This window comes from Stenotrophomonas sp. AS012628 (genome assembly GCF_010608305.1).
GTDB lineage: Bacteria > Pseudomonadota > Gammaproteobacteria > Xanthomonadales > Xanthomonadaceae > Stenotrophomonas > Stenotrophomonas geniculata.
This window is the reverse complement of record NZ_VMBJ01000019.1, coordinates 1-25,616: the sequence shown is the minus strand read 5'-3', so window position 1 is coordinate 25,616 and position 25,616 is coordinate 1. Positions and strand designations below refer to the sequence as shown.

Annotated in this window: 26 protein-coding genes and 1 pseudogene; 17 read left to right on the top strand and 10 right to left on the bottom strand. The window is 67.3% G+C overall.

Translation table 11 applies throughout. The features are described 5' to 3' along the window. Positions 1 to 400: 400 nt before the first annotated feature. From G5A07_RS10515 to G5A07_RS10505, 3 genes are all read right to left on the bottom strand, one after another. Complete coding sequence (locus tag G5A07_RS10515) at positions 401 to 1,822, bottom strand: DEAD/DEAH box helicase (RefSeq protein WP_043398815.1); 1,422 nt, start codon at positions 1,820 to 1,822, stop codon at positions 401 to 403. Between the two features lie 837 nt (positions 1,823 to 2,659). Beyond that, complete coding sequence (msrA, locus tag G5A07_RS10510) at positions 2,660 to 3,325, bottom strand: peptide-methionine (S)-S-oxide reductase MsrA (protein WP_191863303.1); 666 nt, start codon at positions 3,323 to 3,325, stop codon at positions 2,660 to 2,662. A gap of 30 nt (positions 3,326 to 3,355) precedes the next feature. Continuing rightward, positions 3,356 to 3,619, bottom strand: a complete 264-nt coding sequence (locus G5A07_RS10505; RefSeq protein ID WP_010481810.1) for a DUF2007 domain-containing protein — start codon at positions 3,617 to 3,619, stop codon at positions 3,356 to 3,358. Positions 3,620 to 3,772: 153 nt separating this feature from the next. Between G5A07_RS10505 and G5A07_RS10500 the strand changes: the two genes are divergently transcribed. From G5A07_RS10500 to G5A07_RS10470, 7 genes are all read left to right on the top strand, one after another. Continuing rightward, complete coding sequence (locus G5A07_RS10500) at positions 3,773 to 5,521, top strand: glutamine--tRNA ligase/YqeY domain fusion protein (protein ID WP_191863298.1); 1,749 nt, start codon at positions 3,773 to 3,775, stop codon at positions 5,519 to 5,521. A 43-nt stretch (positions 5,522 to 5,564) separates the two neighbouring features. Continuing rightward, positions 5,565 to 6,212 carry a hypothetical protein gene (locus G5A07_RS10495; RefSeq protein ID WP_191863297.1) on the top strand — a complete coding sequence of 216 codons (648 nt, stop codon included), beginning with the start codon at positions 5,565 to 5,567 and terminating at the stop codon, positions 6,210 to 6,212. Between the two features lie 62 nt (positions 6,213 to 6,274). Next, the gene (locus tag G5A07_RS10490) at positions 6,275 to 6,739 is read left to right on the top strand and encodes a hypothetical protein (RefSeq protein ID WP_191863296.1); all 465 of its coding nucleotides are present in this window, start codon (positions 6,275 to 6,277) and stop codon (positions 6,737 to 6,739) included. Positions 6,740 to 6,821: 82 nt separating this feature from the next. After that, positions 6,822 to 7,544 carry a DUF6348 family protein gene (locus tag G5A07_RS10485; protein ID WP_191863295.1) on the top strand — a complete coding sequence of 241 codons (723 nt, stop codon included), beginning with the start codon at positions 6,822 to 6,824 and terminating at the stop codon, positions 7,542 to 7,544. 98 nt (positions 7,545 to 7,642) lie between these two features. After that, a complete protein-coding gene (locus tag G5A07_RS10480) occupies positions 7,643 to 8,203 on the top strand; it encodes a nucleoside deaminase (protein WP_004154307.1) in 561 nt (186 codons plus the stop codon). After that, the gene (gene rlmM, locus G5A07_RS10475; protein WP_191863294.1) at positions 8,187 to 9,254 is read left to right on the top strand and encodes a 23S rRNA (cytidine(2498)-2'-O)-methyltransferase RlmM; all 1,068 of its coding nucleotides are present in this window, start codon (positions 8,187 to 8,189) and stop codon (positions 9,252 to 9,254) included. The genes G5A07_RS10480 and rlmM overlap by 17 nt, the downstream gene beginning before the upstream one ends. A gap of 49 nt (positions 9,255 to 9,303) precedes the next feature. Further along, on the top strand, positions 9,304 to 9,699 hold the full coding sequence (locus G5A07_RS10470) for a hypothetical protein (protein ID WP_019337027.1): 396 nt from the start codon (positions 9,304 to 9,306) through the stop codon (positions 9,697 to 9,699). 108 nt (positions 9,700 to 9,807) lie between these two features. Here G5A07_RS10470 and G5A07_RS10465 read toward each other — a convergent pair whose 3' ends face one another. After that, positions 9,808 to 10,989 carry a UbiH/UbiF family hydroxylase gene (locus G5A07_RS10465; RefSeq protein ID WP_043398105.1) on the bottom strand — a complete coding sequence of 394 codons (1,182 nt, stop codon included), beginning with the start codon at positions 10,987 to 10,989 and terminating at the stop codon, positions 9,808 to 9,810. Then, positions 10,986 to 12,194 carry a 2-octaprenyl-6-methoxyphenyl hydroxylase gene (gene ubiH / locus G5A07_RS10460; RefSeq protein WP_043398102.1) on the bottom strand — a complete coding sequence of 403 codons (1,209 nt, stop codon included), beginning with the start codon at positions 12,192 to 12,194 and terminating at the stop codon, positions 10,986 to 10,988. Before ubiH ends, G5A07_RS10465 begins: the two co-directional genes overlap by 4 nt. Positions 12,195 to 12,300: 106 nt before the next feature. Between ubiH and G5A07_RS10455 the strand changes: the two genes are divergently transcribed. The 10 genes and pseudogenes from G5A07_RS10455 (at position 12,301) to G5A07_RS10410 (ending at position 22,190) form a co-directional block, all read left to right on the top strand. Beyond that, the gene (locus G5A07_RS10455; protein WP_191863293.1) at positions 12,301 to 12,885 is read left to right on the top strand and encodes a hypothetical protein; all 585 of its coding nucleotides are present in this window, start codon (positions 12,301 to 12,303) and stop codon (positions 12,883 to 12,885) included. 8 nt (positions 12,886 to 12,893) lie between these two features. Beyond that, complete coding sequence (locus G5A07_RS10450; protein ID WP_049411657.1) at positions 12,894 to 13,448, top strand: cob(I)yrinic acid a,c-diamide adenosyltransferase; 555 nt, start codon at positions 12,894 to 12,896, stop codon at positions 13,446 to 13,448. 9 nt (positions 13,449 to 13,457) lie between these two features. Then, a complete protein-coding gene (locus G5A07_RS10445; protein WP_010481827.1) occupies positions 13,458 to 14,396 on the top strand; it encodes a histone deacetylase family protein in 939 nt (312 codons plus the stop codon). After that, on the top strand, positions 14,393 to 16,987 hold the full coding sequence (gene lptD / locus G5A07_RS10440; protein ID WP_029379781.1) for an LPS-assembly protein LptD: 2,595 nt from the start codon (positions 14,393 to 14,395) through the stop codon (positions 16,985 to 16,987). The genes G5A07_RS10445 and lptD overlap by 4 nt, the downstream gene beginning before the upstream one ends. Continuing rightward, positions 16,984 to 18,315 (top strand): annotated as a pseudogene (locus G5A07_RS10435) (peptidylprolyl isomerase); the annotation flags it as partial. The gene lptD and the pseudogene G5A07_RS10435, both read left to right, overlap by 4 nt. Positions 18,316 to 18,333: 18 nt before the next feature. After that, on the top strand, positions 18,334 to 19,314 hold the full coding sequence (pdxA, locus tag G5A07_RS10430) for a 4-hydroxythreonine-4-phosphate dehydrogenase PdxA (RefSeq protein ID WP_049453800.1): 981 nt from the start codon (positions 18,334 to 18,336) through the stop codon (positions 19,312 to 19,314). After that, entirely contained in the window at positions 19,311 to 20,114 is an 804-nt protein-coding gene (gene rsmA, locus G5A07_RS10425; protein ID WP_191863291.1) for a 16S rRNA (adenine(1518)-N(6)/adenine(1519)-N(6))-dimethyltransferase RsmA, read from the top strand. Before pdxA ends, rsmA begins: the two co-directional genes overlap by 4 nt. Positions 20,115 to 20,127: 13 nt before the next feature. Further along, positions 20,128 to 20,511 (top strand): Co2+/Mg2+ efflux protein ApaG, encoded by a 384-nt coding sequence (gene apaG, locus G5A07_RS10420; protein ID WP_005412297.1) that lies wholly within the window; start codon positions 20,128 to 20,130, stop codon positions 20,509 to 20,511. Between the two features lie 15 nt (positions 20,512 to 20,526). Continuing rightward, on the top strand, positions 20,527 to 21,549 hold the full coding sequence (locus G5A07_RS10415) for a symmetrical bis(5'-nucleosyl)-tetraphosphatase (protein ID WP_191863290.1): 1,023 nt from the start codon (positions 20,527 to 20,529) through the stop codon (positions 21,547 to 21,549). Then, complete coding sequence (locus G5A07_RS10410; RefSeq protein ID WP_191863289.1) at positions 21,546 to 22,190, top strand: DUF1287 domain-containing protein; 645 nt, start codon at positions 21,546 to 21,548, stop codon at positions 22,188 to 22,190. Before G5A07_RS10415 ends, G5A07_RS10410 begins: the two co-directional genes overlap by 4 nt. Positions 22,191 to 22,278: 88 nt before the next feature. Here the strand turns inward: G5A07_RS10410 and G5A07_RS10405 are convergent, their stop codons facing one another. From G5A07_RS10405 to G5A07_RS10385, 5 genes are read right to left on the bottom strand one after another with little or no spacing between them, the layout of a single operon-like run. Further along, the gene (locus G5A07_RS10405) at positions 22,279 to 22,770 is read right to left on the bottom strand and encodes a dihydrofolate reductase (protein ID WP_010481838.1); all 492 of its coding nucleotides are present in this window, start codon (positions 22,768 to 22,770) and stop codon (positions 22,279 to 22,281) included. 13 nt (positions 22,771 to 22,783) lie between these two features. Continuing rightward, a complete protein-coding gene (locus tag G5A07_RS10400; RefSeq protein WP_237706978.1) occupies positions 22,784 to 23,347 on the bottom strand; it encodes a hypothetical protein in 564 nt (187 codons plus the stop codon). Next, positions 23,344 to 24,138, bottom strand: coding sequence for a thymidylate synthase (locus G5A07_RS10395; protein ID WP_019336331.1), 795 nt, complete (start codon positions 24,136 to 24,138; stop codon positions 23,344 to 23,346). The genes G5A07_RS10400 and G5A07_RS10395 overlap by 4 nt, the downstream gene beginning before the upstream one ends. Next, positions 24,135 to 25,022, bottom strand: a complete 888-nt coding sequence (lgt, locus tag G5A07_RS10390) for a prolipoprotein diacylglyceryl transferase (protein WP_109815236.1) — start codon at positions 25,020 to 25,022, stop codon at positions 24,135 to 24,137. The genes G5A07_RS10395 and lgt overlap by 4 nt, the downstream gene beginning before the upstream one ends. Positions 25,023 to 25,073: 51 nt before the next feature. Further along, positions 25,074 to 25,568: a TPM domain-containing protein gene (locus G5A07_RS10385; RefSeq protein WP_191863288.1), complete on the bottom strand. Its 495-nt coding sequence runs from the start codon at positions 25,566 to 25,568 to the stop codon at positions 25,074 to 25,076. Positions 25,569 to 25,616 lie beyond the last annotated feature (48 nt).

Below are 25,616 nucleotides of genomic sequence, written 5' to 3'. Positions count from 1 at the left end.
GGACGCATCAGACCCCAAGGCGGGAGCAAGGGCAAAAGCAAAGGCAAAGGCAAAGCCAGGAATTGCGGCTTCGGCTTTTGACTTTGAATTTGAATTTGAATTTGAATTTGAATTTGATCTTTCTTCTCCCGGCTACCCGGCGGGAGAAGAAGGCGCGGGCAATGCTTGAAGCGGATGGGCGTGGGGCCAGCGCAAAACCGTGAGGCGCATGGATGCGCCGACCGAGCCCCCATGGATGGGTTTACGGCGTGTTTTGCGCTGGCCCCACGCCCATCCGCCCTCAGCGCAGCACACCGCCGGCTTCTACTCACGGTAGCCAGCAACAAAAAAGGACGGCGCGTCAGCGCCGTCCCTCGATAAGCCCCCGCGCAGCGGGAGACGTCATCCATTTCAGCTGGGATCAGCCGGCGCGACCGCCGCCGTTGCCACCCTGGCCACGACCACGGCCGCCACCATTGCCACCACCGCCACGGCGCTGGCCCTGACCCGCGCCCGCACCGGCACGCTGCTGGCCATGGCCACCGCCCTCGCGACGGCCGCCTCCGGCCTTCTTCGGGCCGGCATGCGCATGGCGCGGCGCATCGCCGTGCGGACGGCGTGCGTGGCTCTTGCGCGGTGCGCGCTCGCCGGTATCGTGCTCGGCCTTGCCCGGCGCACTGTTGCCCCAGCGGATCGGCGTCTGCAGCTCGAAGCCCGGCACATCACGGATGTCCATGTCGCGGCCCAGCAGGCGAGTGATCGCACGCAGCAGCTTCACTTCGTCCTGCGCCACCAGCGAGATCGCCTGGCCGGTGGCACCGTTACGGCCGGTACGGCCGATGCGGTGCACGTAGTCCTCGGCCACCATCGGCAGATCGAAGTTGATCACCTTCGGCAGCTCGTTGATGTCGATGCCACGCGCGGCGATGTCGGTGGCCACCAGCACGGTCACGCGGCCGGCCTTGAAGTCACCCAGTGCACGCAGGCGCTGGCCCTGGCTCTTGTTGCCGTGGATCGCCGCGGTCTTGATGCCGGACTTTTCCAGGAACGTGGCCAGCTTGTCGCTGCCGTGCTTGGTACGGGCGAAGACCAGGGTCTGCTCGCGGCTGTCCTGCGCCAGCAGGTGCAGCAGCAGGTCACGCTTGCGGCTGCCGTCGACCGGGTGCACGCGGTGGGTGATGGTCTCGGCCACGGTGTTCTTCGGCGTCACCTGGATCTGTTCCGGGTTGCGCATGAACTCCAGCGCCAGCTGGCGGATGTTGTCCTCGAAGGTGGCCGAGAACAGCAGGGTCTGGCGGTTCTGCTTCGGCAGCTTGGCCAGGATGCGCTTGATCGACGGCAGGAAGCCCATGTCGAGCATGCGGTCGGCTTCGTCCAGCACCAGCAGTTCAATGCCGGACAGGTCGATGCTGCGACGCTCCAGGTGGTCGATCAGGCGGCCCGGGCAGGCCACCAGCAGGTCCACGCCACGGCGCAGGATGTCCAGCTGGTTGCCCATGCCGACGCCGCCGTAGATGCAGGCGCTGGGGATGCGCAGGTACTTGCTGTAGCCGCGCAGGCTGTCGTGCACCTGGGTGGCCAGCTCGCGGGTCGGGGCCAGGATCAGCGCGCGCGGCTTGCGCGGGCCACTGCGCACTTCCTGCGAGGCGGTGCCCAGGTGCTGCAGCAGCGGCAGGCCGAAGGCGGCGGTCTTGCCGGTGCCGGTCTGTGCGCCGGCCAGCAGGTCGCGACCGGCCAGCGCCAGCGGGATCGCCTGCTGCTGGATCGGGGTCGGGTTTTCGTAGCCCTGCTCGGCAAGCGCACGCAGCAGGAAGGGCGCCAGGCCCAGCGATTCAAAAGACATTGAGATTGCTCCAAGTACAAGAAACGCCTGTCCAAACGGACAGACGGGGGCAGATCAAACTGATCGGCTGACTCGGAGCGTTCCCGTGAACCGCGCTGCGAGAATTGGGTGCAGCCGGCACGAAGCGCAGGCTGGAATGCGTGACGAACGGCGTCGGAGTGGGGGCGGGCGAAGAGGGCGGACCCTGGTCGCCGGCGATCCCGGAGGGAAACGGACGGCCGCTGCAGACCCCGCAAGTCTAAACGATGTTTGAGACTTCACGCAAAAAGGCCTGTTCAGGTAAGGGGCTCTCTGCAGGGCTGCGCCCTGCACCCGCAGACGCCCGAGCCAAGGCCAGAGCAACGTCAGAAGCCGGGTTCCTGCGGGTAGGCGGGGTGGGTCCGGTGGCAGGGGACGCTGCAAGTACGTCCATGTAAGCTCGGTCGCCGCATCCATGCGGCTCACGCCCCTGCACGACCCACCCGCCCTGCCTTCGACAGTTTCCTGCGGCGGTCCGCCACGGAAGAAAGAAAAGAAGAGCAAAAGCGGGTCGCGCGCTACGCGTGCTCACAAACAAAAAGGACGCGGCGAACGCCGCGTCCTTTTTGTTTTCCATTAGTTCGTCAGTAACCCAATGCTGTTGCCCACCGTCACCGGGAAACTGTCGAAGGCGGGACGGGTGCAGATGGCGGGACCGTCCACGGCATGGATGCCGTGGCCGAGCCCCCAGGGATGGGTTCACGGCGTGTCCCGCCATCTGTACCCGTCCCGCCAAACCCACAGCAACCCAGAGCCGCTTTGGCTTTGGCTTTGGCTTTCAGCCGTTGACGTTGCCCGCCGCAGGCGGACCACCGCGCGTCAGCGCGGCGCCTCCACATCCAACCCGATCGGGCAGCTCACGCCGGTGCCGCCGATACCGCAGTAACCGTTCGGGTTCTTCGCCAGGTACTGCTGGTGGTAATCCTCGGCGTAGTAATACTCAGGCGCCGGATACACGATCTCGGTGGTGATCGGGCCGTAGCCAGCCGCGTCCAGCTGCGCCTGGTAGGCCTCGCGGCTGGCCAGCGCTGCCTTGTACTGCGCCTCGTCGGTGGCGTGGATCGCCGAGCGGTACTGGGTGCCGGTGTCGTTGCCCTGGCGCATGCCCTGGGTCGGGTCGTGGCTCTCCCAGAACAGCTGAAGCAGCCGCGCCAGGCTCACCACCGCCGGGTCGAACACCACCTGCACCACTTCGGTGTGGCCGGTCAGGCCCGAGCAGACCTCTTCATAGGTCGGGTTCGGGGTAATGCCGCCGGCATAGCCGACCGAGGTGCTGTACACGCCCGGTTCGGTCCAGAACTTGCGCTCAGCGCCCCAGAAGCAGCCCAGCGCGAAACGGATCTGCTGCAGGCCGGCGAAACGGTCCTTCAGCGGATGGCTGTTCACGAAGTGCTGGTTGCTGTGCAGCGGCAGCGGTTGGTCACGCCCCGGTAGTGCTTCTTCCGGGCGCGGCAGGCGCTGCTTGAAGGCGCCGATGCCGAGGATGCCCTGGCCAATTCCCAACATGATGCGCTCCTACGCCGGAAGTCCGGCTATGTCGTCTGCATCTGAGATGGGGGCGTCCGGTGCGTGGCCCAAGTCCAGCGCCGCCACGATGTCCTCGGCCTGCGGCCGCGCCGCGTCGGGGATGCCCACCCGCAGCACGCCGAACAGCGGCAGCTCGCCCATGCCACCCAGCAGCGACTCGCCGAACACGAAGGCCGGGATGCCGGCATCTTCCAGCGCGTGCTTGACCAGGTGGGCGTCGAACAGGTTGTCGGCCTTGTACACGATGTGCATGCGGCGGCTCCATGGGACATGGGTCCAGCATACGCCCGGGGGCTGAATGGTGGTGGTGACGGCGCGTGACCATTCCGCCGGCCAGCCCTACCGGGCAGCCCTGCCCCGTACGCGCTAGACTGTTGGTCTTTCTGCCTTTCTTTTCGCCGACTCATGTCCGAGCACACCCCCGCCAGCCCCGAGACCCCCGCCGACAGCCACGAAAAGCGCGATTTCATCCGCCAGATCGTGCGCGAGGACCTGGCCAGCGGAAAGCACCAGGCGATCAAGACCCGCTTCCCGCCGGAGCCGAACGGCTACCTGCACATCGGCCACGCCAAGTCGATCTGCCTGAACTTCGGCATCGCCGGTGAATTCAGCGGCGTCTGCAACCTGCGTTTCGACGACACCAACCCGGCCAAGGAAGATCCGGAATACGTGGCCGCGATCCAGGACGACGTGCGCTGGCTGGGCTTCAGCTGGAACGAGCTGCGCCACGCCTCGGACTACTTCCAGACTTATTACCTGGCCGCCGAGAAGCTGATCGAACAGGGCAAGGCCTATGTCTGCGACCTGTCGGCCGAGGAAGTGCGCGCTTACCGCGGCACCCTGACTGAGCCGGGCCGCCCGTCGCCGTGGCGCGACCGCAGCGTCGAGGAAAACCTCGACCTGTTCCGCCGCATGCGGGCCGGTGAATTCCCGGATGGCGCGCGTACCCTGCGCGCCAAGATCGACATGGCCAGCGGCAACATCAACCTGCGCGATCCGGCGCTGTACCGCATCAAGCACGTCGAGCACCAGAACACCGGCAACGCTTGGCCGATCTACCCGATGTACGACTTCGCCCATGCGCTGGGTGATTCGATCGAGGGCATCACCCACTCGCTGTGCACGCTGGAATTCGAAGACCACCGCCCGCTGTACGACTGGTGCGTGGACAACGTCGATTTCGCCCATGACGATGCACTGACCCAACCGCTGGTCGACGCCGGCCTGCCGCGCGAAGCAGCCAAGCCGCGCCAGATCGAGTTCTCGCGCCTGAACATCAACTACACGGTGATGAGCAAGCGCAAGCTGATGGCGCTGGTCACCGAACAGCTGGTGGACGGCTGGGAAGACCCGCGCATGCCGACCCTGCAGGGCCTGCGTCGCCGTGGCTATACCCCTGCGGCGATGCGCCTGTTCGCCGAACGCGTGGGCATCAGCAAGCAGAACTCGCTGATCGACTTCAGCGTGCTGGAAGGCGCGCTGCGCGAAGACCTGGACAGTGCCGCGCCGCGCCGCATGGCGGTGATCGATCCGGTCAAGCTGGTGCTGACCAACCTGCCGGAAGGCCACGAAGAACAGCTGACCTTCAGCAACCACCCGAAGGACGAGAGCTTCGGCAGCCGCGAAGTACCGTTCGCACGCGAAGTGTGGATCGACCGCGAGGACTTCGCCGAAGTACCGCCGAAGGGCTGGAAGCGCCTGGTCCCGGGTGGCGAAGTGCGCCTGCGCGGCGCCGGCATCATCCGCTGCGATGAAGTGATCAAGGATGCCGACGGCGCCATCACCGAGCTGCGCGGCTGGCTGGATCCCGAATCGCGTCCGGGCATGGAAGGCGCCAACCGCAAGGTCAAGGGCACCATCCACTGGGTCAGCGCCGTGCACGGCGTACCGGCCGAGATCCGCCTGTATGACCGCCTGTTCTCGGTGGCCAATCCGGACGACGAATCGGAAGGCAAGACCTACCGCGACTACCTCAACCCGGAATCGCGCCGCACCGTCACCGGCTATGTCGAGCCGGCCGCGGCCAGCGCCGCGCCGGAGCAGTCGTTCCAGTTCGAGCGTACCGGCTACTTCGTGGCCGACCGCCGCGACCACACCGAGGCCAAGCCGGTGTTCAACCGCAGCGTGACCCTGCGCGACACCTGGTCGGCCTGAGGACCTGCGCGGGCGCCGGGAAGGCGCCCGCACGAACCCGACGATGATCACCGCCCTGTCCGCCCTGCTCTGGTTCATCTCGCAGCATCCGCTGCTGACGTTCTTTTCGGCGATGGTGCTGGCCGGGCTGGTCTCGTGGTGGCGGCGCTTTCCGGGCTACGCCATCGTGGTGTTCCCGCTGGCGATGCTCAACATCTTCCTCGGCCACTTTCTCAACGCCGCCTTCCTCAACGTAGTGGGCGAGCGTGGTGAAGCGGTGATCGTCAAGGCCGAGCGGACCAGCTCGACGATGAACGAGCAGTACATCTGGCGCTACGAAGCGGTACTGCGCACTGCCGAAGGCCGCGATGTGGAAGTGGTGTTCCACACCAACACCGCCTCGCTGTGGCCGCTGGAGAATGCCATCCGCATCCCGGCGCCCGACCAGCCGTTCGTGGTGAAGTACACGCCGGGTTTCCCGCGCAACTTTGTCATCCTCACCAACGAATCCCCGCACGGCATCGCCCAGGCCCGTGCCAGTGCGCGCGAGCGCGTGGAGGTGGCGGCACGCAAGCTGCACTTCAGCCCGGGCAATGCCGATTTCCGCGCGGACTATCGCCGCGAGCTGGAAACCTGGCTGCGCGACCACGGCAACGATCCGCAGCAGCAGCCCGACGCGCGGCGATATCGCGCCGAACTCGACGCCCTGTGAAGCTGGGGTTGCTTCTTACGTTACGAGAATCCGATTGACAGGTCGGTTGAGAGGAATCACGCATGAAGATTGATCGCGATTTCATGATTTTCTGCGCCGCGTTCTCAGGGATCGCTGAAGGAAAGAAGTGTGTCGGCATACAAGGAAGCGAGTCGGAGCCCTTCATGCTGAAGGTGTACAGCGAATATCTCTCGACTTCACATCCAAAACCCGACATCAAGTGGATCGACTCTGTCCCTGGCGCAATCCAAGCATGGATGATCGAAACGATCGACAGGTACTTCCTCTCGATGGACAAAGCACCTCGTTGGGTACGTGAACCCAGCTGGCGCTTCATTGATGACAACCCCATGGTCTTTGTCAGCCAGATAGATCTTGAAGACAACGCGACAATGAGGAACAACGCTTCGGCAGGTGAGGTTCTTTATCTGTTCAGCGGCAGACAACCGTGCGACGGGGGCTGGGAGCTGAAGGTGAAGCTTCTCAAGCAAGACAAAGCGACTCCCGGAACAAGCTACCTTGGTTAGTTCGGGCTGGACCGGCACTTCATGCATTTTTGAGACACCAGGCCATGCCTATTGGCGGCATTCCTCTTACCAACCTGCCTTTATGACCGACAGTGCTTCTCCACTCCTCCCGCTGCTGCAGCAGGTCCTGCAGGACGCCGACACCGCCAGCCGCGTCGACGGCAACGCGCTGCTGCTGGACAGCGGCCTGCGCCTGACCCCGCATGCAATGGCCGCACACGCGCGCGACAACGGTGGCTGGCAGACCTCCACCGTCATCGAAAGCCAGCATCCGCAGTTGTTCGCCGATGGCCTGTTCGAGTACCAGCACGCAAATGGTGCCGATGAGCAGGCATCGCTGTTGTCCGGCTTCCAGGCCTGGGCCCGAGTGGACCTGGTGACCCTGCAGACCGCGATCGGCGCCCAAGACGCACAGGGCCTGCCGATGATGGGCCTGACCTATCCGGCCGGTGACAATGGCGAGGAACACCAGCGCACCGTGGTGCTGGGGCCGTTGGCGCACTACCGTGCACAGGAAGTGGATGCCTCCACCTGCAGCGAAGACGATCATGGTTCCTGCCCCTGCTGCCTGTTCACCCGCAGCATGGACGCCTTCGACGACCTGCTGAAGGCGCGCCAGTTCCTTGCCATCCGCCTGTTCGCCTCGCGCGACGCCGATGGCCTGTGCGAGGCCGATTGCCGGGTCAACGGCCACGACTTCGCCGGCGCCCTTCCCCTGCTGCGCGCCTACGCGGCCAGCTGGCCGCCGGCCGGGCTGGAATTCCGCAAGCAGTACGTGGTGATCCGTACCGGTTCACCGGGCTGATCCGCCGCCACACCCGATACAGGCCGGTGCAGCTACACTGCGCGCCGGTTTCCCAAGCAACCGCACTTTCCTCCATCCCACTACGAGGCACCCCCGCGATGCTGTACGCGCAAGTCCACCTGACCCTTCCCGCCTGGATCCACGACCAGATCGACCTGGATCGTCGATATCCGGGCGATGAAGCCAAGGTCGCGCTGGCGATCGAGCTGTCGCGGCTGAACGTCGAACACGCCAGTGGCGGCCCGTTCGGTGCCGTGGTGTTCGGCCCGGATGACAAGGTCATCGCCGCCGGCGTGAACCGGGTGATGCCGCACGCGACCTCGCTGGCGCACGCCGAGAACATGGCCTACATGCTGGCCCAGCAGCGCCTGCAGACCCCGCGCCTGAACGCGGTGCTGTCGCCGGTCACCCTGGCCACCAGCTCGCAGCCGTGCTGCCAGTGCTACGGCGCCACCGTATGGGCCGGCATCGACCGCCTGCTGATCGGCGCCAACTCGGCCGACGTCGAGGAACTGACCCCGTTCGACGAAGGCCCGCTGCCGGCCGACTGGGTGGGCGAACTCAACAAGCGCGGCATCGAAGTCGTGCAGGGCTTGAACCGCGACGCTGCGCGCAGCGTGCTGCGTGCCTATGGGGAAAGCGATGGCGCCCGTTACTGAAACCGGCATCGGCCTGCTGTGCCTGTGCCGGCAGGGCTTCGAGCCCGAGCTGGCCGGCGAGCTGCAGTTCCGCGCCGGTGAAGCCGGTTTCGCCGGTTATGCGCGCACCCAGCGCAATGATGGCTACGTGCTTTTCATGTGCGACGAAGCTGCGGCGCTGGCACCGCGCCTGCGCTGGCGCGAGCTGATCTTCGCGCGGCAGAAGCTGGTGGTGCTGGCCGAGCTGCCGCAGCTGGACCCGGCGGACCGGATCACCCCGATGCTGGAAGTGCTGGCCGATGCGCCGCGCTTCGGCGACCTGTGGGTGGAACACCCGGACTCGGATGCCGGCAAGCCGCTGTCCGGGCTTGCCCGCGCCTTTGGCAATGCGCTGCGCCCGGCGCTGCGCAAGGCTGGCAAACTGACTGACAAGCCGAACAACCGCCTGCCGCGCCTGCACGTGGTGTTCGTCGACGGCACCCATGCCTTCGTCTGCGTGGCCGACCCGGCCGACAGCGCGCCGTGGGCACTGGGCATCCCGCGCCTGAAGCTGCTGCCCGAAGCGCCTTCGCGTTCGGCGCTGAAGCTGGACGAAGCGCTGCTGACCCTGCTGACGCCGGAAGAGCGCGAAGCGCTGGCCAAGCCCGGCATGCGTGCGGCCGACCTGGGCGCCGCACCGGGCGGCTGGACCTGGGTGCTGACCCGCCAGCACATGCATGTGCTGAGCATCGACAACGGCCCGCTGCGCCAGCACGTACTGGACACCGGCCTGGTCGAGCACCTGCGTGCCGATGGCTTCCATTGGCACCCGGAGCAGTCGCTGGACTGGATGGTCTGCGACATGGTCGAGCAGCCGCGGCGCGTGGCCGAGCGCATGGCCACCTGGTTCCGCGAAGGCTGGTGCCGGCACGCGATCTTCAACCTGAAGCTGCCGATGAAGAAGCGCTGGGACGAAACCCGCTTGTGCCTGGACCTGTTCCAGGACCAGGCCGGCAAGCCGCTGGTGGTGCGCGCCAAGCAGCTGTATCACGATCGGGAAGAAATCACGGTGCTGGCCTCGCCGCTGCGCTGAACCCATTGCATCCGCCGGGCATGGCCCGGCGCTACCGGGGAAGGGAACCATGCGCTACCACTCGCTCACCCTGCTGATCACTTTGCTGTCAGCCGCACCGGCCATGGCCCAGCACCTGCCGCACACCCCGGCGCAGAGCCAGCCGCTGGGCCCCACCGGCGGCGCGATCCGCCAGCAGCCACTGGATGCCGGTCGGGTCAGCGGCAGCGTCGAGATTGCACAGCCGGCCGGCGAGGCACAGGTGACGGTGCGTTCGCTGGAGCCCAGCAGCGTGGTTGGCCAGTACCGCATCCACTTCGCCGCGCTGGATGTGAACGGCGATGGTTTCATCAGCCGCGAGGAAGCGCAGGCAAATCCGGCACTGGCCGATGAGTTCAATGCATTGGACGTGAAGCGTCGCGGCAAGCTGGATCGTGCAGACCTGGCCGGTTGGCTGGTCGACTGAAAAAAGGGACGGAGGGGATCAAGTCGTTTGTGGCACAAACGACTTGATCCCCTCCGTCCCCTTTTTTTGTTCACTGATGCCGGAAGCGTCGTGCGGCATGTATTCCGCTTACACCCCAGCGGCGCGCTTCCAGAACGCCTGCACCAGCGGCGGCCATTTGCCGACACAGCCCAGCGCACGACCGCGGGCCAGGGTCAGGTGCATTTCGTCGTTGGAGAACAGGCGGTTGATCGCATCGAAGCTGTAGGCGGCGATGTGGTTGTCGCTGCGCCGTTCGCGCGCCCAGCGCTGCAGGCGCTGCGGCGACAGCCGCGGCTGGCCCCGACGCTCGGCGGACGGCGCCAGCCACTGCTGCAGGGCGGCGACATCGCGCAGCCCCAGGTTCACGCCCTGCCCGGCCAGCGGATGCACCACATGTGCGGCATCGCCCAGCGCCAGCACGCGGCCGGCCACATAGTGACGGGCCAGCTGGCGGCGCAGCGGGAACGCCGCACGCGGCGAGGCCAGACGCAGTTCGCCCAGGCGTGCAGCGAAGGCGCGGGTCAGTTCGCGGTTGAAGCTGTCCTCGTCCAACGCCAGCACGCGAGCCGCTTCATCCTCGGGCAGGGTCCAGACGATGGAGCTGCGGCGCTCGGCCACCGGCAGCAGCGCCAGTGGACCGCTCGGCAGGAAACGCTGCCAGGCCGTGGCCTGGTTGGGAAGATCGCTGTCCACGTAGGCCACCACGCCACGCTGGTGGTAGTCATGCTTTTCAACCTCGATCCCGGCCAGCTGGCGCAGGGTCGATTCGGCACCGTCGGCGGCCACCGCCAACGCCGCTTCCAGGCGGCGACCGTCATCCAGGCGCAGGCGCACGCCATCCTCGTCCTGCTCCAGTGCTTCCACCCGTGCCGGGCAGTGCAGCTGCACGCCCGCCGCCGGCAGCGCCGCCCACAGGCGGTCCTGCAGCAGGCCGTTCTCGACGATGTAGCCCAGTTCGCGCCGGCCGAAACGATCAGCGTCGAACAGCAGATCCTCGCCACCGGCCGCGTCCCACACCTGCATGCGTCGGTAGGGCCAGGCGCGGGCCTGCGCGATCGCCGGCCACACGCCCAGGCGGTTCAACAGCTGCACGTTGTCGGCGGCAAAGGCGAACACGCGCAGGTCAGGCTGTGCGGCCTGCCACGGCGCCGGTTCACGGCCTTCCACCAGCGCAACCGACAGGCCGGCATCGGCCAGCGCCAGCGCACACGCGGCACCGACCACGCCACCACCGACGATGGCCACATCAAGACGCGTGCGCCGGCTCATGCGGCTTCTCCACGGCACAGGCGCGGCACGTCGCCACGGAAGCCCATCGCGCCACCGACCAGCATCGACTGCACCGACGCGCGTTGCGCGGCCACCAGGCCGAGGCTGCGCAGCGGCCGCATCAGCGGCGCCGGGTTGCTGGTCAGGCGCGCCAGGCCGCCGGAGAACGCCACCGTCTGCCGGCGATCTTCCTCGCGGCGCGCGACATAGGCCTGCAGCAGTGCATCACTGCCGGCATCCTCATGCGCATCCTCCAGCAGCTCGGCCAGGGTCAGCGCATCGCGCAGGCCCAGGTTGAAGCCCTGTGCACCCAGCGGATGAATGGTCTGCGCGGCATTGCCCAGCAGTACCGTGCGTTCACTGGCCAGCGCGCGCGCCAGTACCTGGATGAGCGGATAAGCACTGCGCGGACCGGATTCGAGCAGGCGGCCGGCACGCCAGCCGATCGCGTTCTGCAGGCGTTGCAGCCACGCCGCATCGTCCAGCGCCATTACCGCATCGGCGTGGTCGCGCGCTACGCCATGCACGGTGCCGAAGTGACGATCGCCACGCGGCAGCAGGGCAGTCGGGCCGGTATCGGTGAACCGCTCCCAGGCCGTGCCGTCCGGCGCGCGCTGGCTGCGCACGCGGGCCACGAACAGGGTCTGCTGGAAATCATGGCGGTCGACCTCGATGCCCAGCGCGCCACGCACGCCGCTGGTGGTGCCATCGGCCCCCACCACCAGACGTGCCAGCAGCACGCGTTCACCCGCCTCGTCAGCCACCCGCACCTGGCGGTAGCCGTCCACCACCTCGCCCAGCCCCAGGAACCGCATCGGCCGATAACGGCGCAGGCGCGGCAGCTCCTGAAGCCGCGCTTCCAGCGCCTGGCCGAAATCGCGCGCGACCACCACCTGGCCGAACCACGGCCGGTCGTAATCGGCCGCTTCGAGCTGCACACGGCCGAAATCGCCGGCACGACTGACATGGATGCGCCGGATCGGGCCCGGTGCCATCGCCAGCTTCTGCATCACCCCCAGCGCGGTCAGCGCATTGACGGTGGCAGCGGCGAAACTGAGATTGCGCTGGTCGAACACCGCAGGCAGCTCGCCGGCCGGGCTGGCCTCGAGCAGGCCCACGTCGCGGCCCAGGCGGTCCAGGGCAATGGCCAGGCTGGCACCGACCAGGCCACCACCGACGATCAGCACGTCATGTCGTTCACTCATGTGTTCATGATACGCGCTCGCCCCGACTGTACGCCGAACGGGCGGCACCTGCGCCAACCTGCGCGGCGGGCTAGAATGAAACCTGAATCCGCTCCGGGCCCCCGCCATGTCCGATACCGCCAACCGCGCCTTCGTCCTGTCCGTACTCGTACTGCTGCTGGCGGCGACCCGGGTCAACCACTTCGCGGCCATTCCGGATGCCTCCTGGGCCGTGTTCTTCATCGGTGGCTTCTACCTGGCCCGCTGGACGCGCTGGGCGTTCCCGCTGCTGATGGTGTTCGCCGTGCTGGTCGACTGGATCGTGATCCGCAGCAGCGGACTGGATTTCTGGCAGCACTACTGCGTGTCGCCGGGCTACTGGCTGCTGCTGCCGGCCTACTTCTCTTTGTGGGCCGGCGGCATGCTGCTGGGCCGCAACTACCAGGGCGCGCGCTGGCCGGTACTGGCCAAGGGCGCACTGCTGCTGGTCGCCTCGGTGGCGGTCTGCCACCTGCTGGCACAGGGCGGCTTCTACTGGTCCAGCCGCAACGTGGCCGAGCCGACCCTGGCCGGCTGGGCGCAGAACTACGCGCAGTGGTTCGGGCCCTACCTGCGCACCACGGCGATCTATGTAGCGCTGGCCGCCGCCCTGCAGCTGGCCGTGGAGCAGGTGTTGAAGCTCCAGCAGGCCCGCCGCGACATCCGCCACTGAGCCGCGCCATGGGTCATCGCCTCTCGCGCATCTACACCCGCACCGGCGACGACGGCAGTACCGGCCTTGGCGACGGCCAGCGCGTGGCCAAGGATGACGCCCGCGTGGCGTCCTTCGGCACCGTCGACGAGGCCAACGCCGCGCTCGGCCTGCTGCTGGCTGCTCCCCTGCCCGAGGATGTGCGCGCGCTGGTGGTGCATCTGCAGCACCAGCTGTTCGACCTGGGCGCCGAACTGTGCATCCCCGGCCACGCTGCGATCCATGCCGCCGACGTTTCGGCCCTGGAACAGCAGCTGGACCATTACAACGCCGACCTGCCGATGCTGAAGGAATTCATCCTGCCAGCCGGCGGCGAAGCCGCCGCGCGCTGCCATCTGGCCCGTACCATCGTCCGCCGCGCCGAGCGCGAAACGGTCACCCTGGCCCGCCACGAAGCCGTGCGCAGCGAGGCGCTGCAGTACCTCAACCGGCTGTCGGACCTGCTGTTCGTGCTGGCCCGGGTGCTGGCCCGCGCCGATGGCGAGGGCGAAGCGCTGTGGCAACCGCAGCAGCGCCAGCGCTGAGTCGGCACGATGCTGGTCTATACCCACCCGTCCTGCCTGCTGCATGACCCCGGTCCCGGCCATCCCGAATGCCCGCAACGCCTGCAGCATGTGCTGGACGCGCTGCACGCGGCCTTCCCCGGCCAGCTGGACTGGCGCGAAGCGCCGCCGGCCAAGTTCGGCGAACTGACCCGGGTCCACGACAGCGCCCTGCTCGACTTCGTGCTGCAGCCGCAGACCGCGCCGCTGCGCCAGCTGGACATGGACACCTGGACCTCGCCCGGCTCGGCCAGCGCCGCCGTGCACGCCGCCGGTGCCGGTGTGGCCGCAGTCGATGCGGTGATGCTGGGCGAGGACCCGCTGGCCTTCTGCGCGGTGCGCCCGCCGGGCCACCACGCCACCAGCAGCACGGCGATGGGCTTCTGCCTGTTGAACAACATCGCCATCGCCGCCGCCTATGCCCGCGACCGCCATGGCCTGGAGCGGATCGCGGTGGTCGATTTCGACGTGCACCACGGCAATGGCACCCAGGACATCTTCCAGCACGATGCCCGGGTCTCGTACTACAGCACCCACCAGGCCGGGCTGTTTCCCAATTCCGGCCTGCGCCGCGACCGCGGTGCCGGCAACCTGATGAACATCCTGCTGCCGCCGGGCAGCGGCGGCTTCCGCTTTCGCAACGTCTGGGCCGACGAGATGCTGCCGGCCATCGACGACTTCCGCCCGCAGCTGCTGCTGATCTCGGCCGGCTTCGACGCCCACCTGCGTGATCCGCAGGCGGACCTGATGCTGGAGACCGACGATTTCGCCTGGATCACCCGTGAACTGCACGCGCTGGCACGCCGTCACGCGGCCGGCCGGGTGGTCTCGATGCTGGAGGGAGGCTACGACCTGCAGGCCCTGGCCGAGTGCAGCGTGGCCCATGTCCAGGCCCTGATCACCCCCTCTGCGGGTGCCTCCGCCGGATGAACCCGAACCGGCAGGCTCCGGCGCCCTTCATTGCCCCTATGCAAGGGATGGGGCAAGCTACCGTCCGTTTTCGCCCGAATCCGAACCGCGTGCGCCGAGCCCTCCGCCTGCTTCCCCTGCCTCTGAGCATCGCCATCAGCCTGCCGGCGATGGCCGATGATAAGCCGCTCAACTGGGGCCTGTGCCCGGCCACCGACGTCATTCCCGCGTTCACAGACGCCCCCACCCCGGTCCCGGCCCAGGACAAGGCTGCTGCCGCGGCCGCCCGCGAGAACCAGCCGACCGACATCGAAGGCGACCAGCTGCTGGGCACCACCACCGTGCCGCAGTACGAGGGCAACGTGGCGCTGCGCCGCGGTGACCAGTTCGTCGGTACCGACAAGCTCAGCTTCGACACCGAGACCGGCAACTACATCGCCGACGGCAATGTCCGCTACCAGGACGGGTCGATCCGGATGGTCGCCAAGCGCGCCGAAGGCAACCAGGAAAGCGACACCCACAAGATCTCCGACATCAAGTACCAGCTGGTGTCGCGCCGGGGCAACGGCGATGCCGAGTCGGTCGACCTGCAGGGCGCGGTCGGCCAGATGCACCGGTCCACCTACACCACCTGCGACCCGTCGCAGCCGGTATGGAAGCTGTCGGCGCCGCAGATCGAAGTGGACAACGACGAAGGCTTCGGCACGGCCCGCAACGCGGTGCTGCGCATCGGCAAGGTGCCGGTGCTGTGGGCGCCCTACTTCAAGTTCCCGATCGATGACCGCCGCAAGACCGGCCTGCTGTTCCCGCAGCTGGGCATGTCCGGCCGCAACGGTTTCGACTACGCGCAGCCGATCTACTTCAATCTGGCGCCGAACTACGATGACACCCTGACTCCGCGCTACATGAGCCGGCGCGGCCTGCTGCTCGACAACGAGTTCCGCTACCTCTACAACGGCGGCCGTGGCGAGGTGCTGACCAGCTACATGCCCAGCGACAAGCTGCGCGACCGCGACCGCGGCCGGGTGATGTTCGACGGCTACCACAACGTGAACAGCCACTGGCAGGCCCGCGCCAACCTGGCCTGGGTGAGCGACGAGCGCTATGTCGAGGACTTCGCCAACCGCCTGGTGGGCGTGACCGCCTCCAACCTGCAGAGCACCATCGGCCTGTACGGCACCGGCCAGAACTGGACGGCCGGCATCATGGCCGACCGCTGGCAGCTGACCGACTACACCCTCGACGAGCGCGCCCTGCCCTACAACCGCGAGCCACGCCTGTTCTTCAACTGGAACAAGCCGGTGCTGCCGTGGCTGGAAACCGGCATCTACACCGAAGCGGTGCGCTTCACCCACGACGACGTCAACTTCAAGTACGGACCGGACCGGGGCACGGATCTGCAGTACACGCGGAACGGCATCCAGCAGACATCCGGTCTTGGCATCAGCGGTGGCTCGCGCCTGGACGTGAAGCCGTACGTGTCGTTCCCGATCAGTGGCGCGGCCTGGTACATCACCCCGACCCTGGCCTACCGCTATACGGCCTACCAGCTGGACCGCGGCCTGGTCGACGGCGTCAACGGCATCCAGGCCCAGATCCTGCGCTCGCAGGGCATCGACCCGGCCACGGCCACCCCGGAACAACTGCGCGGCAATACCTCGCCCAGCCGCAGCCTGCCGATCGGCAGCCTTGATGCCGGCCTGTTCTTCGATCGCGAGACGTCGATCGGTGGCAAGTCATTCCTGCAGACCCTGGAGCCGCGCCTGTTCTACCTGCGCACGCCCTATCGCAACCAGGACGAGCTGCCGATCTTCGACACCCGTGACTTCACCTTCAGCTGGGGCCAGCTGTTCCGCGACTCGCGCTATACCGGCGCCGACCGCCAGAACGATGCCAACCAGCTGACCCTGGCACTGGGCACCCGCTTCATCGACCAGACCACCGGCAAGGAACGCTTCTCGGCCGCGATCGGCCAGATCCAGTACTTCGACGAATCGCGGGTCAGCACCACGCCGGGCGGCGCACCGGTGGAGAAGGGCAAGTCGGCCTGGATCGCCGACGGCAACTACATGATCAACGACCGCTGGACCCTGGGCGCCACCTACCAGTGGGACCCGAAGTACAAGCGCGAGGATCTGGCCAGCGTCCGCGCCCGCTATCTGATGCCCAACGATGGCGTGATCAACCTCAGCTACCGCTACCGCATCAACGCCGGCGCCCCGGCGACCGCCAACAAGCATGACCGGACCCTGCTGGAGCAGGCCGACCTGTCGTTCCTGTACCCGCTGAATGCGCGCTGGAGCCTGGTGGGCCGGTATTACTACTCGCTGCAGGACAAGGAACCGCTGGAGATCATCGCCGGCGTGCAGTGGGACAGCTGCTGCCTGGCGGTCCGTGCGGTGGCCCGCCGCTACGTGCGCAACCGCGAAGGCGACATGAACAACTCCTTCCAGCTGGAGTTCGTGCTCAAGGGCCTCAGCTCCATCGGCCAGGACACGGACCGTACGCTGCGCCGTGCTATCCTCGGCTACAACCGCGACGACCTCTATCTCGTGCCGCCCAGCAACACCGGGGCGACCCGGGATGACTACGATCCGAATCAGATCCCATGACCAAGCGCTTCCCCGTTCTTCTCGCCTCCCTGCTGGCGGTGTCCAGCGTGTCCGCCCCCCTGCAGGTGCTCGCGCAGGAGGCGCAGCCGTTGGACCGCATCGCCGCCGTCGTCGACGAGGACGTGATCCTGCAGAGCGAGCTCCAGCGTGCGATCGCCAACATCAAGGCGCAGTACGCCGGCCGTGAAAACCAGCTGCCGCCGGAAGACGTGCTCAGCCGCCAGGTGCTCGAGCGCCTGGTGCTGGTCAAGCTGCAGGTGGCCCGCGCCCAGGGCAGCGGCATCCGCGTCAGCGACCAGGAGCTGAACCAGGCGATGAATGCCATCGCCCAGCAGAACGGCTCGAACCTGGATGCACTGCGCCAGCGCCTGGCCCACGACGGCATCGATTTCAACGATTTCCGTGCTTCGGTGCGCGATGAAATCACCGTGCAGCGCCTGCGCCAGAGCTTCGCGCAGAGCCGCATCAGTGTCAGCGAGGGTGAAGTGGACGCCGCGCTGAAGCAGCAGGCCACGGTGGGCAACCAGTACCACCTGGCACACATCCTGATCGCCCTGCCCGACGGCTCCAACGCCGACCAGATCGCCACCGGCCAGAAGAAGGCCGAGGGCGTGAAGGCCCTGCTGGACAAGGGTGAGCTGGACTTCAACGCGGCCGCCGTGCGTTATTCGGACAGCCCCAACGCGCTGGAAGGCGGCGACCTGGGCTGGCGCAGCCTGGATGAAATCCCGCAGGCCTTCGCGCAGATGATGGAAAAGATGAAGCCCGGCGAAGTGGTCGGCCCGATCCGCGGCCCCAGCGGCTTCCAGCTGCTGAAGCTGGTGGAAGTGCGTGATGCCAGCGCCGCCAGCGGTGGTGAGCACACGGTCACCGAGTACCACGGCCGCCACATCCTGGTGCGCGTGGACGATCACCAGAGCGACGCTGCCGCCAAGGCCAAGATCGATACCCTGCGGGCCCGCATCGCCGGTGGCGCGGACTTCGAGACCGTGGCCAAGGAGTCCTCCGAGGACAACAACAGCAAGGGCCAGGGCGGCGATCTGGGCTGGTTCCCGGTCGACGCGTTCGGCCCGGCGTTCGGCCAGCAGGTGTCCGGCATCCAGGATGGCGGCGTCAGCCAGCCGTTCCGCACCGATGCCGGTTGGCACATCGTGCAGCGCGTGGCCACCCGCCAGACCGACGTGACCAACGACAACCAGCGCGCCCAGATCCGCGAGACCATCGGCCGCCGCAAGCTGGAAGACGAGTACAACCGCTTCCTGCAGGAACTGCGCGGCGAAGCCTATGTCAGCTTCCGCAGCGGGGACCGCGCGGAAAATACCGCCACGCCGCCGCAGTCCTGACCGATGCGTCCCGAGCTCGCTCTGGTACCGGGCGAGCCCGCCGGGATCGGCCCGGAGCTGTGTGTCCGCCTCGTCCAGCAGCCGCGTGAAGATTGCCGGCTGCTGGCCTTCGCCGACCCGGATACCCTGCGCGCGGCCGCCGCCGCGCTGAACCTGCCGCTGCAGCTGCTGCCCGAGGACGCCGAAGCACGCGTCCCCGGCGATCTGCGTGTGCGCGTTGTGGCCAATACCGTGCCCAGCCACTTCGGCCAGGCCAACCCGGCCAATGCCGGCGCCGTCATCGGTGCCCTGCTCGGTGCTGGCCAGGCCTGCCTGTCTGGCGAACTGCACGGCGTGGTCACCGGCCCGGTGCACAAGGCGGTCATCAACGAAGGCGGCATCGCCTACAGTGGGACCACCGAACTGCTGGCCGACCAGGCCGGGGTGAAGGTGGTGATGATGCTGGCCAACCACATCGTCCGCGTGGCCCTGGCCACTACCCACCTGCCACTGCGCAAGGTGGCCGACGCGATCACCGCGCCCCGCCTGGAACACACCCTGCGCACCGTGCATGCCGCCCTGCGCCGCGAGTTCGGCCTGCCTGCGCCGCGCATCGCCGTGCTCGGCCTGAATCCGCACGCCGGCGAAGACGGCCATCTGGGTCGTGAGGAGCTGGACCTGATCATCCCGCTGCTGCAGCGCCTGCGCGCCGAGGGCATGGACCTGATCGGGCCGCTGCCGGCCGATACCGCCTTCCTGCCGGCCAAGCTGGCGGGCGTCGACACCGTGCTGGCGATGTACCACGACCAGGGCCTGCCGGTGCTGAAGTATTCGGGCTTCGAGCAGGCGGTGAACCTGACCCTGGGCCTGCCCTACCCGCGCGTGGCGGTGGACCATGGCACGGCACTGGATATGGCCGGGCGCGGCATTGCCGATCCTTCCAGCCTGCAGGCGGCAACGACGTTGTGTGCGCAGCTTGCGCGGCAACGTACACTGAGCGCATGAATTCCCCGCATTCCCCCTCCGGCCCGGTGTTCACCGCCCCGGCCAAGAAGCAGCTTGGCCAGCATTTCCTGGCCGACCGCCACTACATCGACAAGATCGTGATGGCGGTCAACCCGAAAGACGGTGACCGCTTGGTCGAGATCGGTCCCGGCCAGGGCGCGATCACCCTGCCGCTGCTGCGCGTGCATCCGAAACTGACGGTGATCGAGTTCGACCGCGACCTGATCGCGCCGCTGACCGCCGCCGCCGAGCCGCTGGGCGAGCTGACCATCGTCCACCGCGACGTGCTGCGCGTGGACTTCACCGAGCTCGCTGCCGGCCAGCCGATCCGCCTGGTCGGCAACCTGCCCTACAACATCTCCTCGCCGATCCTGTTCCATGCACTGGAACATGCCGCGGTCATCCGCGACATGCACTTCATGCTGCAGAAGGAAGTGGTTGACCGCATGGCCGCCGGTCCCGGCAGCAAGGTATTCGGCCGTCTCAGCGTGATGCTGCAGGCGTACTGCGAGGTGACCTCGCTGTTCGTGGTGCCGCCGGGCGCGTTCCGGCCGCCGCCGAAGGTCGATTCGGCCGTGGTGCGGCTGGTGCCGCGTGACCCGGCCACGATCAACATCAACGACCACAAGCGTTTCGCCGAGGTGGTCAAGGCCGCCTTCGGGCAGCGCCGCAAGACCCTGCGCAACGCCCTGAACAAGGTGGTGTCCGCCGAACAGTTCGTTGCCGCCGGCGTGCGTCCCGATGCCCGCGCCGAACAGCTGGACGTGGCCGAATTCATCGCCTTGGCCAATGCCTCCTGATTACACTGCCGGTATGGAAGACGCTGACGTTTATGCCATCTCCGTCGAAGTCGCACCGCGCTTCCTCGACGATCAATCCGCGCCGGAAGACGGGCGCTATGCGTTCGCCTACACGATCCGCATCCACAACCAGGGACGTGTTGCCGCGCGCCTGGTCGCACGCCACTGGCGCATCACCGATGCCAACGGCCGCGTCGAGCATGTCGACGGCGACGGGGTGATCGGCGAGCAGCCGCGCCTGCGTCCCGGTGAAGACTTCCATTACACGTCCGGTGTCATGCTGGGGACCGATCACGGGACCATGCAGGGCCACTACGACATGGTCGCCGACGACGGCACCGAATTTGCCGCGCCGGTCGCACCTTTCGTGCTGGCCATCCCGCGTACCCTGCACTGACACGGAGGCCGAACGATGAGTGTGTGGGCGATCGGCGACCTGCAGGGCTGCTATGACGTCACCCAGCGACTGCTGGAAAGGATCCGTTTCGACCCGGCGCAGGACACCCTGTGGTTCTGCGGCGACCTGGTGAACCGGGGTGGCCAGTCGCTGGAAACGCTGCGGCTGGTGCATTCGCTGCGCGATCACAGCGTGGTGGTGCTGGGCAACCATGACCTTTCGCTGCTGGCCGTCGGTGCGCGCACCGAAGAGGAACAGCGCAAGGTCAACCCGGACCTGCTGCGCATCGTGCAGGCCGAGGACCGCGACGAACTGCTGGACTGGCTGCGCCTGCAGAAGCTGGTGCACGTGGACCGCGAGCTGGGCTGGATGATGGTGCATGCCGGCCTGGCGCCGAAGTGGACCACACAGATGGCCGAAAAGCATGCCGCCGAGGTCGAGGTGCAGCTGCACGGCGCCGGCTACCGCAAGCTGTTCCGCAACATGTATGGCGACAAGCCGAGCTGGGCCCCCAACCTGTCCGGCTACGACCGCTCGCGCGCGATCATCAATGTGCTCACCCGCATGCGCTACTGCACCCCACGCGGGCGCATCGGCATCGAGGACAAGGGCACGCCGGGCACGCAGGAACAGGGGTTGTATCCTTGGTTCGAAGTGCCGGGCCGGGTCGAGCGCGACCTGAAGGTGGTCTGCGGCCACTGGTCGGCGCTGGGCCTGACCATCACCCAGGGCGTGCACGCCATCGACACCGGCGCGGTCTGGGGCGGCAAGCTCACCGCGATCCAGCTCGATACCGATGAACTGCGCGTGGTGCAGGTGCCAGGCCGCGATGTACCCGCCCCCGTGCCCAACGCCCGCCCGCCAGCACGCCCGGCGCACGAGCGCCCGGCTGCGTCGGCGCAGGGCAAGGAACAGGGCGGCGGTAACGCTCCGGCCGCCACCCCGGGCAATCGCGGCCCGCGCCGTCGTCGTCGCCGTGGTGGCGGTGGTGGTGGCTCCGCGGGCCCCGGCAACAACAGTCCTCCGCCGCAGGCATGACGCGGCGCGGCTGGGCACCATGGATGGTGCTGCTGACGCTGGCCCTGGCCAGCGGCTGCCAGCCCACTTCGGCCCCGGCCCCCACCGGCGGCGGAAACGTCGGCCACACGCCATCGCAGCCGCAGGCGCCTTCGCCGCCGCTGGTGGCTGCAGCGCGCGCGCAGATCGGCGTCACCACCCGCTACGACCCTGCCTATCAGGTGCTGGCCTATCCCGGCGGCGACGTCCCGGTTGATCGCGGCGTGTGCACCGACGTGGTGGTGCGCGCGCTGCGCAGTCTGGACGTGGACCTGCAGGCCCGCGTGCATGAAGACATGCGCGGCAACTTCAGCGCCTATCCCACGATATGGGGCCTGTCACGACCGGATCGCAACATCGATCATCGCCGCGTACCGAACCTGATGCGCTGGTTCGAACGGCTGGGCTGGCAGCAGCCGATCACGGCCCTCGCCGCCGACTACGCGGCCGGCGACATCGTCGCCTGGAAGCTCAACGGCAACGGCCTGCTGCACGTGGGCATCGTCTCCGACCGCAAGCTGGCCAACGGCACGCCGCTGGTACTGCACAACATCGCGCGCGGCACACGCGAAGAGAATCTGCTGTTCCAGCACGCCATCATCGGGCATTACCGGATGCCGTAGGCAATCCTGTAGAGCCGAGCCATGCTCGGCTAAGGGATGTGTCCGGCAACAGCAGCCGAGCATGGCTCGGCTCTACAGGAAACCATCTTCAGCGGCGCACGTAGTGCACGAAGCGGAACGCGTGGGCATGGCGTTCGTCGGCCGGGTGCGGCTCGCTGCTCACTTCCCGCCAGTCCTGCGCATCCACCTCGGGGAAATGGGTATCGGCGGGGACTTCGGCATCCACCCAGGTCAGGTACAGGTCACTGGCCTGGTCCAGCAGCTGGTGGAAGATCTCGCCGCCGCCGATGATGCACAACTCGCTGGCGCCCTCGCGTTCGGCAATCGCCTTCGCCTCATCCAGCGACGCTACCGCGCGCATGCCCTCGAACGGCACCTGGCCGCTGCGGGTCAGCACCAGGTTGGTCCGCCCCGGCAGCACGCGGCCGATCGACTCGGCCGTCTTGCGCCCCATCAGGATCGGCTTGCCCAGGGTGAGCGCCTTGAAGTGCTTGAAATCATCTGGCAGGTGCCAGGGCATGGCATTGCCCTGGCCGATGCCACGGTTGCGATCCAACGCCACGATCATCGACAGCTTCATTGCTACCACCTCCTCAGCTGGCGTCGATCTGCAGGCGTTCGCAGGCAGCGTTGGCGGCACTGGCGGCCTGCAGCGCCGCCGCCAGCGCAGGACTAGACGTGGACTGGTCATCCAGGCCATCGAGGATCTTCTGCTTCTGCGCCTCTTCGATATCCTTCAGGCCCGGTCCGGACAGGATGTCTGCCGACAACGCAGCAGTGTCGGTGCTGGCACGACGTGCCAGAAACGCCTGCAACTGGTCACTGGAATAGACGGTGGCAAGCTGCTGCTCGAGCGTGCGCTGATAGGCCGGATCCTCGACACCCGCCTTCAGGTGCTCGGTCATCGCCGTGTACATGCCGGTTACCGCCTCACGCATCTGCGCCCGGCAGCCTTCCGGCACATCCTGGGGCATCATCGTGCTGCCGTTGAACGCCCCAGCGAACGCCTGCACTTCCTCGCGCATGTGTTTGTGCACGATCTGCTCATTGACCTGCCGGGCCAACGACAGCGCATCGGCCGGTCCGGCCTGCACCATGGCCAGCGGCAGCATGCCGCCCAGCGCCAGCAGGCCCCCGGAAATCAATCGGGAACTCATACCGCTACCGGCGCCTTGATCGCCGGGTGCGGATCGTAGCCGTCGATGCGGATGTCGTCGAACTGGAAGCCGAACAGGTCGGTCACCTCCGGGTTCAACCACAGCTTCGGCAGCGCGCGCGGTTCACGCGACAGCTGCTCGCGCGCCTGCTCGAAGTGGTTCGAATACAGGTGCGCATCGCCCAGCGTATGCACGAAATCACCCACGCCCAGGCCGGTGGCCTGCGCCACCATGTGGGTCAGCAGCGCGTAGCTGGCGATGTTGAACGGCACGCCGAGGAAGATGTCGCCGCTGCGCTGGTAGAGCTGGCAGCTGAGCTTGCCGTCCACCACATAGAACTGGAACAGGTTGTGGCACGGCATCAGCGCCATCTGCGATAGCTCGCCTACGTTCCAGGCGCTGACCACCAGCCGGCGCGAATCGGGGTTGCGCTTGATCTCGTCCACCAGCCACTGCATCTGGTCGATCTCGCCACCATCGGCGGTGGCCCAGCTGCGCCACTGCTTGCCGTAGACCGGGCCGAGGTCGCCGTTCGCATCGGCCCACTCGTCCCAGATCCGCACCTGGTTGTCCTTCAGGTAGCCGATGTTGGTGTCGCCCTTCAGGAACCACAGCAGCTCATGGATGATCGAGCGCAGGTGCAGTTTCTTGGTGGTGACCAGCGGGAAGCCTTCGGCCAGGTTGAAACGCATCTGCCAGCCGAACACGCTGCGGGTACCGGTGCCGGTGCGGTCGCTCTTCTCGGCGCCGTGCTCAAGCACGTGCGAGAGCAGGTCCAGGTAAGCCTTCATGCCTTGCCCTCGGCAGCCACCGGCAGCTGCGGCTGCAGTACCGGCGCGCGGCGCGACATCACCAGCAGCACCAGGCCGAAGGCGATCAGCGGCAGGCTGAGGATCTGGCCGCGGGTCAGCCAGTCGAAGGCCACGTAGACACCGTTGTCGGGCATGCGCACGAACTCCACCGCGAAGCGGAACAGTCCGTACAGCAGCGCGAACAGGCCACCCACCAGGTAACGGTGGCGCGGCTTGGCCGACACGGCCCACAGCACCACGAACATCACCAGGCCTTCCAGGAACGCTTCATACAGCTGCGAGGGATGCCGTGCGAACTGGTTCAGCGCACCGGTCGCGAACTGCGTCTGCAGGGTCGCGTGGTCCAGCTGGTTCAGCGGCGCCGGCAGGCCGGACGGGAACACCACGCCCCACGTGCCGTCGGTGTACTTGCCCCACAGCTCGGCGCCGATGAAGTTGCCGATGCGGCCGAAGCCCAGGCCCAGCGGCACCAGCGGCGCCATGAAATCCATGGTGTCGAAGAAGTGCAGCGCGTGCTTGCGCGACCACCACCAGCAGGCACCCAGGACGCCCAGCAGGCCACCGTGGAAGCTCATGCCACCGTCCCACACCTTGAACAGCAGCAGCGGGTTGTGCAGGAAATCGCCCAGCGCGTAGAACAGCATGTAGCCGATGCGTCCGCCCAGCACCACGCCGAGCATGGCGTAGAACAGCAGGTCGGAGAAGCCGTTGGCATCGACGCCCGGCAGGCGACCGGCGGCGATGCGCTTGCGGCCCAGCAGCCAGGCCGCGGTGAAGCCGAGCAGGTACATGATGCCGTACCAGTGCACCTTGATCGGCCCCAACGAGAGGGCGATGGGGTCGATGTCGTGGAAATAGATCATGGAAGGTGCCTTGCGGTTGAACGCCTATTCTCGGGCCAGTGCCGCCCCGGCTCAACCAAGGAGCTGGGGCGAGTTCGGCAACGCGTCATCGTTCGACCGCGTCGAGGCCGGAAAGTGCCCTTCGATCAGGCTGGAGACCTCGTCGATGGCATCCTGCAGCGCTTCCACCGGATGGGAACCACGCAGGCCCTCGCGCAGGTGGGTGCAGACCCGCTGCCACTGCGCCGGGCTGACCCGGCCGTGCAGGCCACGGTCGGCGACGATCTCGATGGCGTGGTCGGCCAGCAGCAGGTAGATCAGCACGCCATTGTTGTGGGTGGTATCCCAGGTGCGCAGGCGCGCGAAGGCATGCTCGGCGGCCTGGCGTGGGGTGACCCTGTGCCACAGCGCGGCCAGCGGCAGGTCCGCTTCCACCGCGAACATCACCTGCCCGCCGTGGCGCTGCTCACCGGCCGCGATGGCCTCGGTGATCGCCTGCAGGGTGTCCGGCGGGAACGCGCGCCGTACCGACGGCGAAAACACATGACGACACAGTCGTTGGATCATCACCAGCCCCCCGAAGCACCGCCACCGCCGGAGCGGCCACCGCCACCG

Coding starts and splice junctions, on each gene's coding strand:
- G5A07_RS10515 (WP_043398815.1), bottom strand. CDS start 1,822: ATGTCTTTTGAATCGCTGGGCCTGGCGCCCTTCCTGCTGCGTGCGCTT.
- G5A07_RS10505 (WP_010481810.1), bottom strand. CDS start 3,619: ATGCACATCGTGTACAAGGCCGACAACCTGTTCGACGCCCACCTGGTC.
- G5A07_RS10500 (WP_191863298.1), top strand. CDS start 3,773: ATGTCCGAGCACACCCCCGCCAGCCCCGAGACCCCCGCCGACAGCCAC.
- G5A07_RS10495 (WP_191863297.1), top strand. CDS start 5,565: ATGATCACCGCCCTGTCCGCCCTGCTCTGGTTCATCTCGCAGCATCCG.
- G5A07_RS10490 (WP_191863296.1), top strand. CDS start 6,275: ATGAAGATTGATCGCGATTTCATGATTTTCTGCGCCGCGTTCTCAGGG.
- G5A07_RS10485 (WP_191863295.1), top strand. CDS start 6,822: ATGACCGACAGTGCTTCTCCACTCCTCCCGCTGCTGCAGCAGGTCCTG.
- G5A07_RS10480 (WP_004154307.1), top strand. CDS start 7,643: ATGCTGTACGCGCAAGTCCACCTGACCCTTCCCGCCTGGATCCACGAC.
- rlmM (WP_191863294.1), top strand. CDS start 8,187: ATGGCGCCCGTTACTGAAACCGGCATCGGCCTGCTGTGCCTGTGCCGG.
- G5A07_RS10470 (WP_019337027.1), top strand. CDS start 9,304: ATGCGCTACCACTCGCTCACCCTGCTGATCACTTTGCTGTCAGCCGCA.
- G5A07_RS10465 (WP_043398105.1), bottom strand. CDS start 10,989: ATGAGCCGGCGCACGCGTCTTGATGTGGCCATCGTCGGTGGTGGCGTG.
- ubiH (WP_043398102.1), bottom strand. CDS start 12,194: ATGAGTGAACGACATGACGTGCTGATCGTCGGTGGTGGCCTGGTCGGT.
- G5A07_RS10455 (WP_191863293.1), top strand. CDS start 12,301: ATGTCCGATACCGCCAACCGCGCCTTCGTCCTGTCCGTACTCGTACTG.
- G5A07_RS10450 (WP_049411657.1), top strand. CDS start 12,894: ATGGGTCATCGCCTCTCGCGCATCTACACCCGCACCGGCGACGACGGC.
- G5A07_RS10445 (WP_010481827.1), top strand. CDS start 13,458: ATGCTGGTCTATACCCACCCGTCCTGCCTGCTGCATGACCCCGGTCCC.
- lptD (WP_029379781.1), top strand. CDS start 14,393: ATGAACCCGAACCGGCAGGCTCCGGCGCCCTTCATTGCCCCTATGCAA.
- pdxA (WP_049453800.1), top strand. CDS start 18,334: ATGCGTCCCGAGCTCGCTCTGGTACCGGGCGAGCCCGCCGGGATCGGC.
- rsmA (WP_191863291.1), top strand. CDS start 19,311: ATGAATTCCCCGCATTCCCCCTCCGGCCCGGTGTTCACCGCCCCGGCC.
- apaG (WP_005412297.1), top strand. CDS start 20,128: ATGGAAGACGCTGACGTTTATGCCATCTCCGTCGAAGTCGCACCGCGC.
- G5A07_RS10415 (WP_191863290.1), top strand. CDS start 20,527: ATGAGTGTGTGGGCGATCGGCGACCTGCAGGGCTGCTATGACGTCACC.
- G5A07_RS10410 (WP_191863289.1), top strand. CDS start 21,546: ATGACGCGGCGCGGCTGGGCACCATGGATGGTGCTGCTGACGCTGGCC.
- G5A07_RS10405 (WP_010481838.1), bottom strand. CDS start 22,770: ATGAAGCTGTCGATGATCGTGGCGTTGGATCGCAACCGTGGCATCGGC.
- G5A07_RS10400 (WP_237706978.1), bottom strand. CDS start 23,347: ATGAGTTCCCGATTGATTTCCGGGGGCCTGCTGGCGCTGGGCGGCATG.
- G5A07_RS10395 (WP_019336331.1), bottom strand. CDS start 24,138: ATGAAGGCTTACCTGGACCTGCTCTCGCACGTGCTTGAGCACGGCGCC.
- lgt (WP_109815236.1), bottom strand. CDS start 25,022: ATGATCTATTTCCACGACATCGACCCCATCGCCCTCTCGTTGGGGCCG.
- G5A07_RS10385 (WP_191863288.1), bottom strand. CDS start 25,568: ATGATCCAACGACTGTGTCGTCATGTGTTTTCGCCGTCGGTACGGCGC.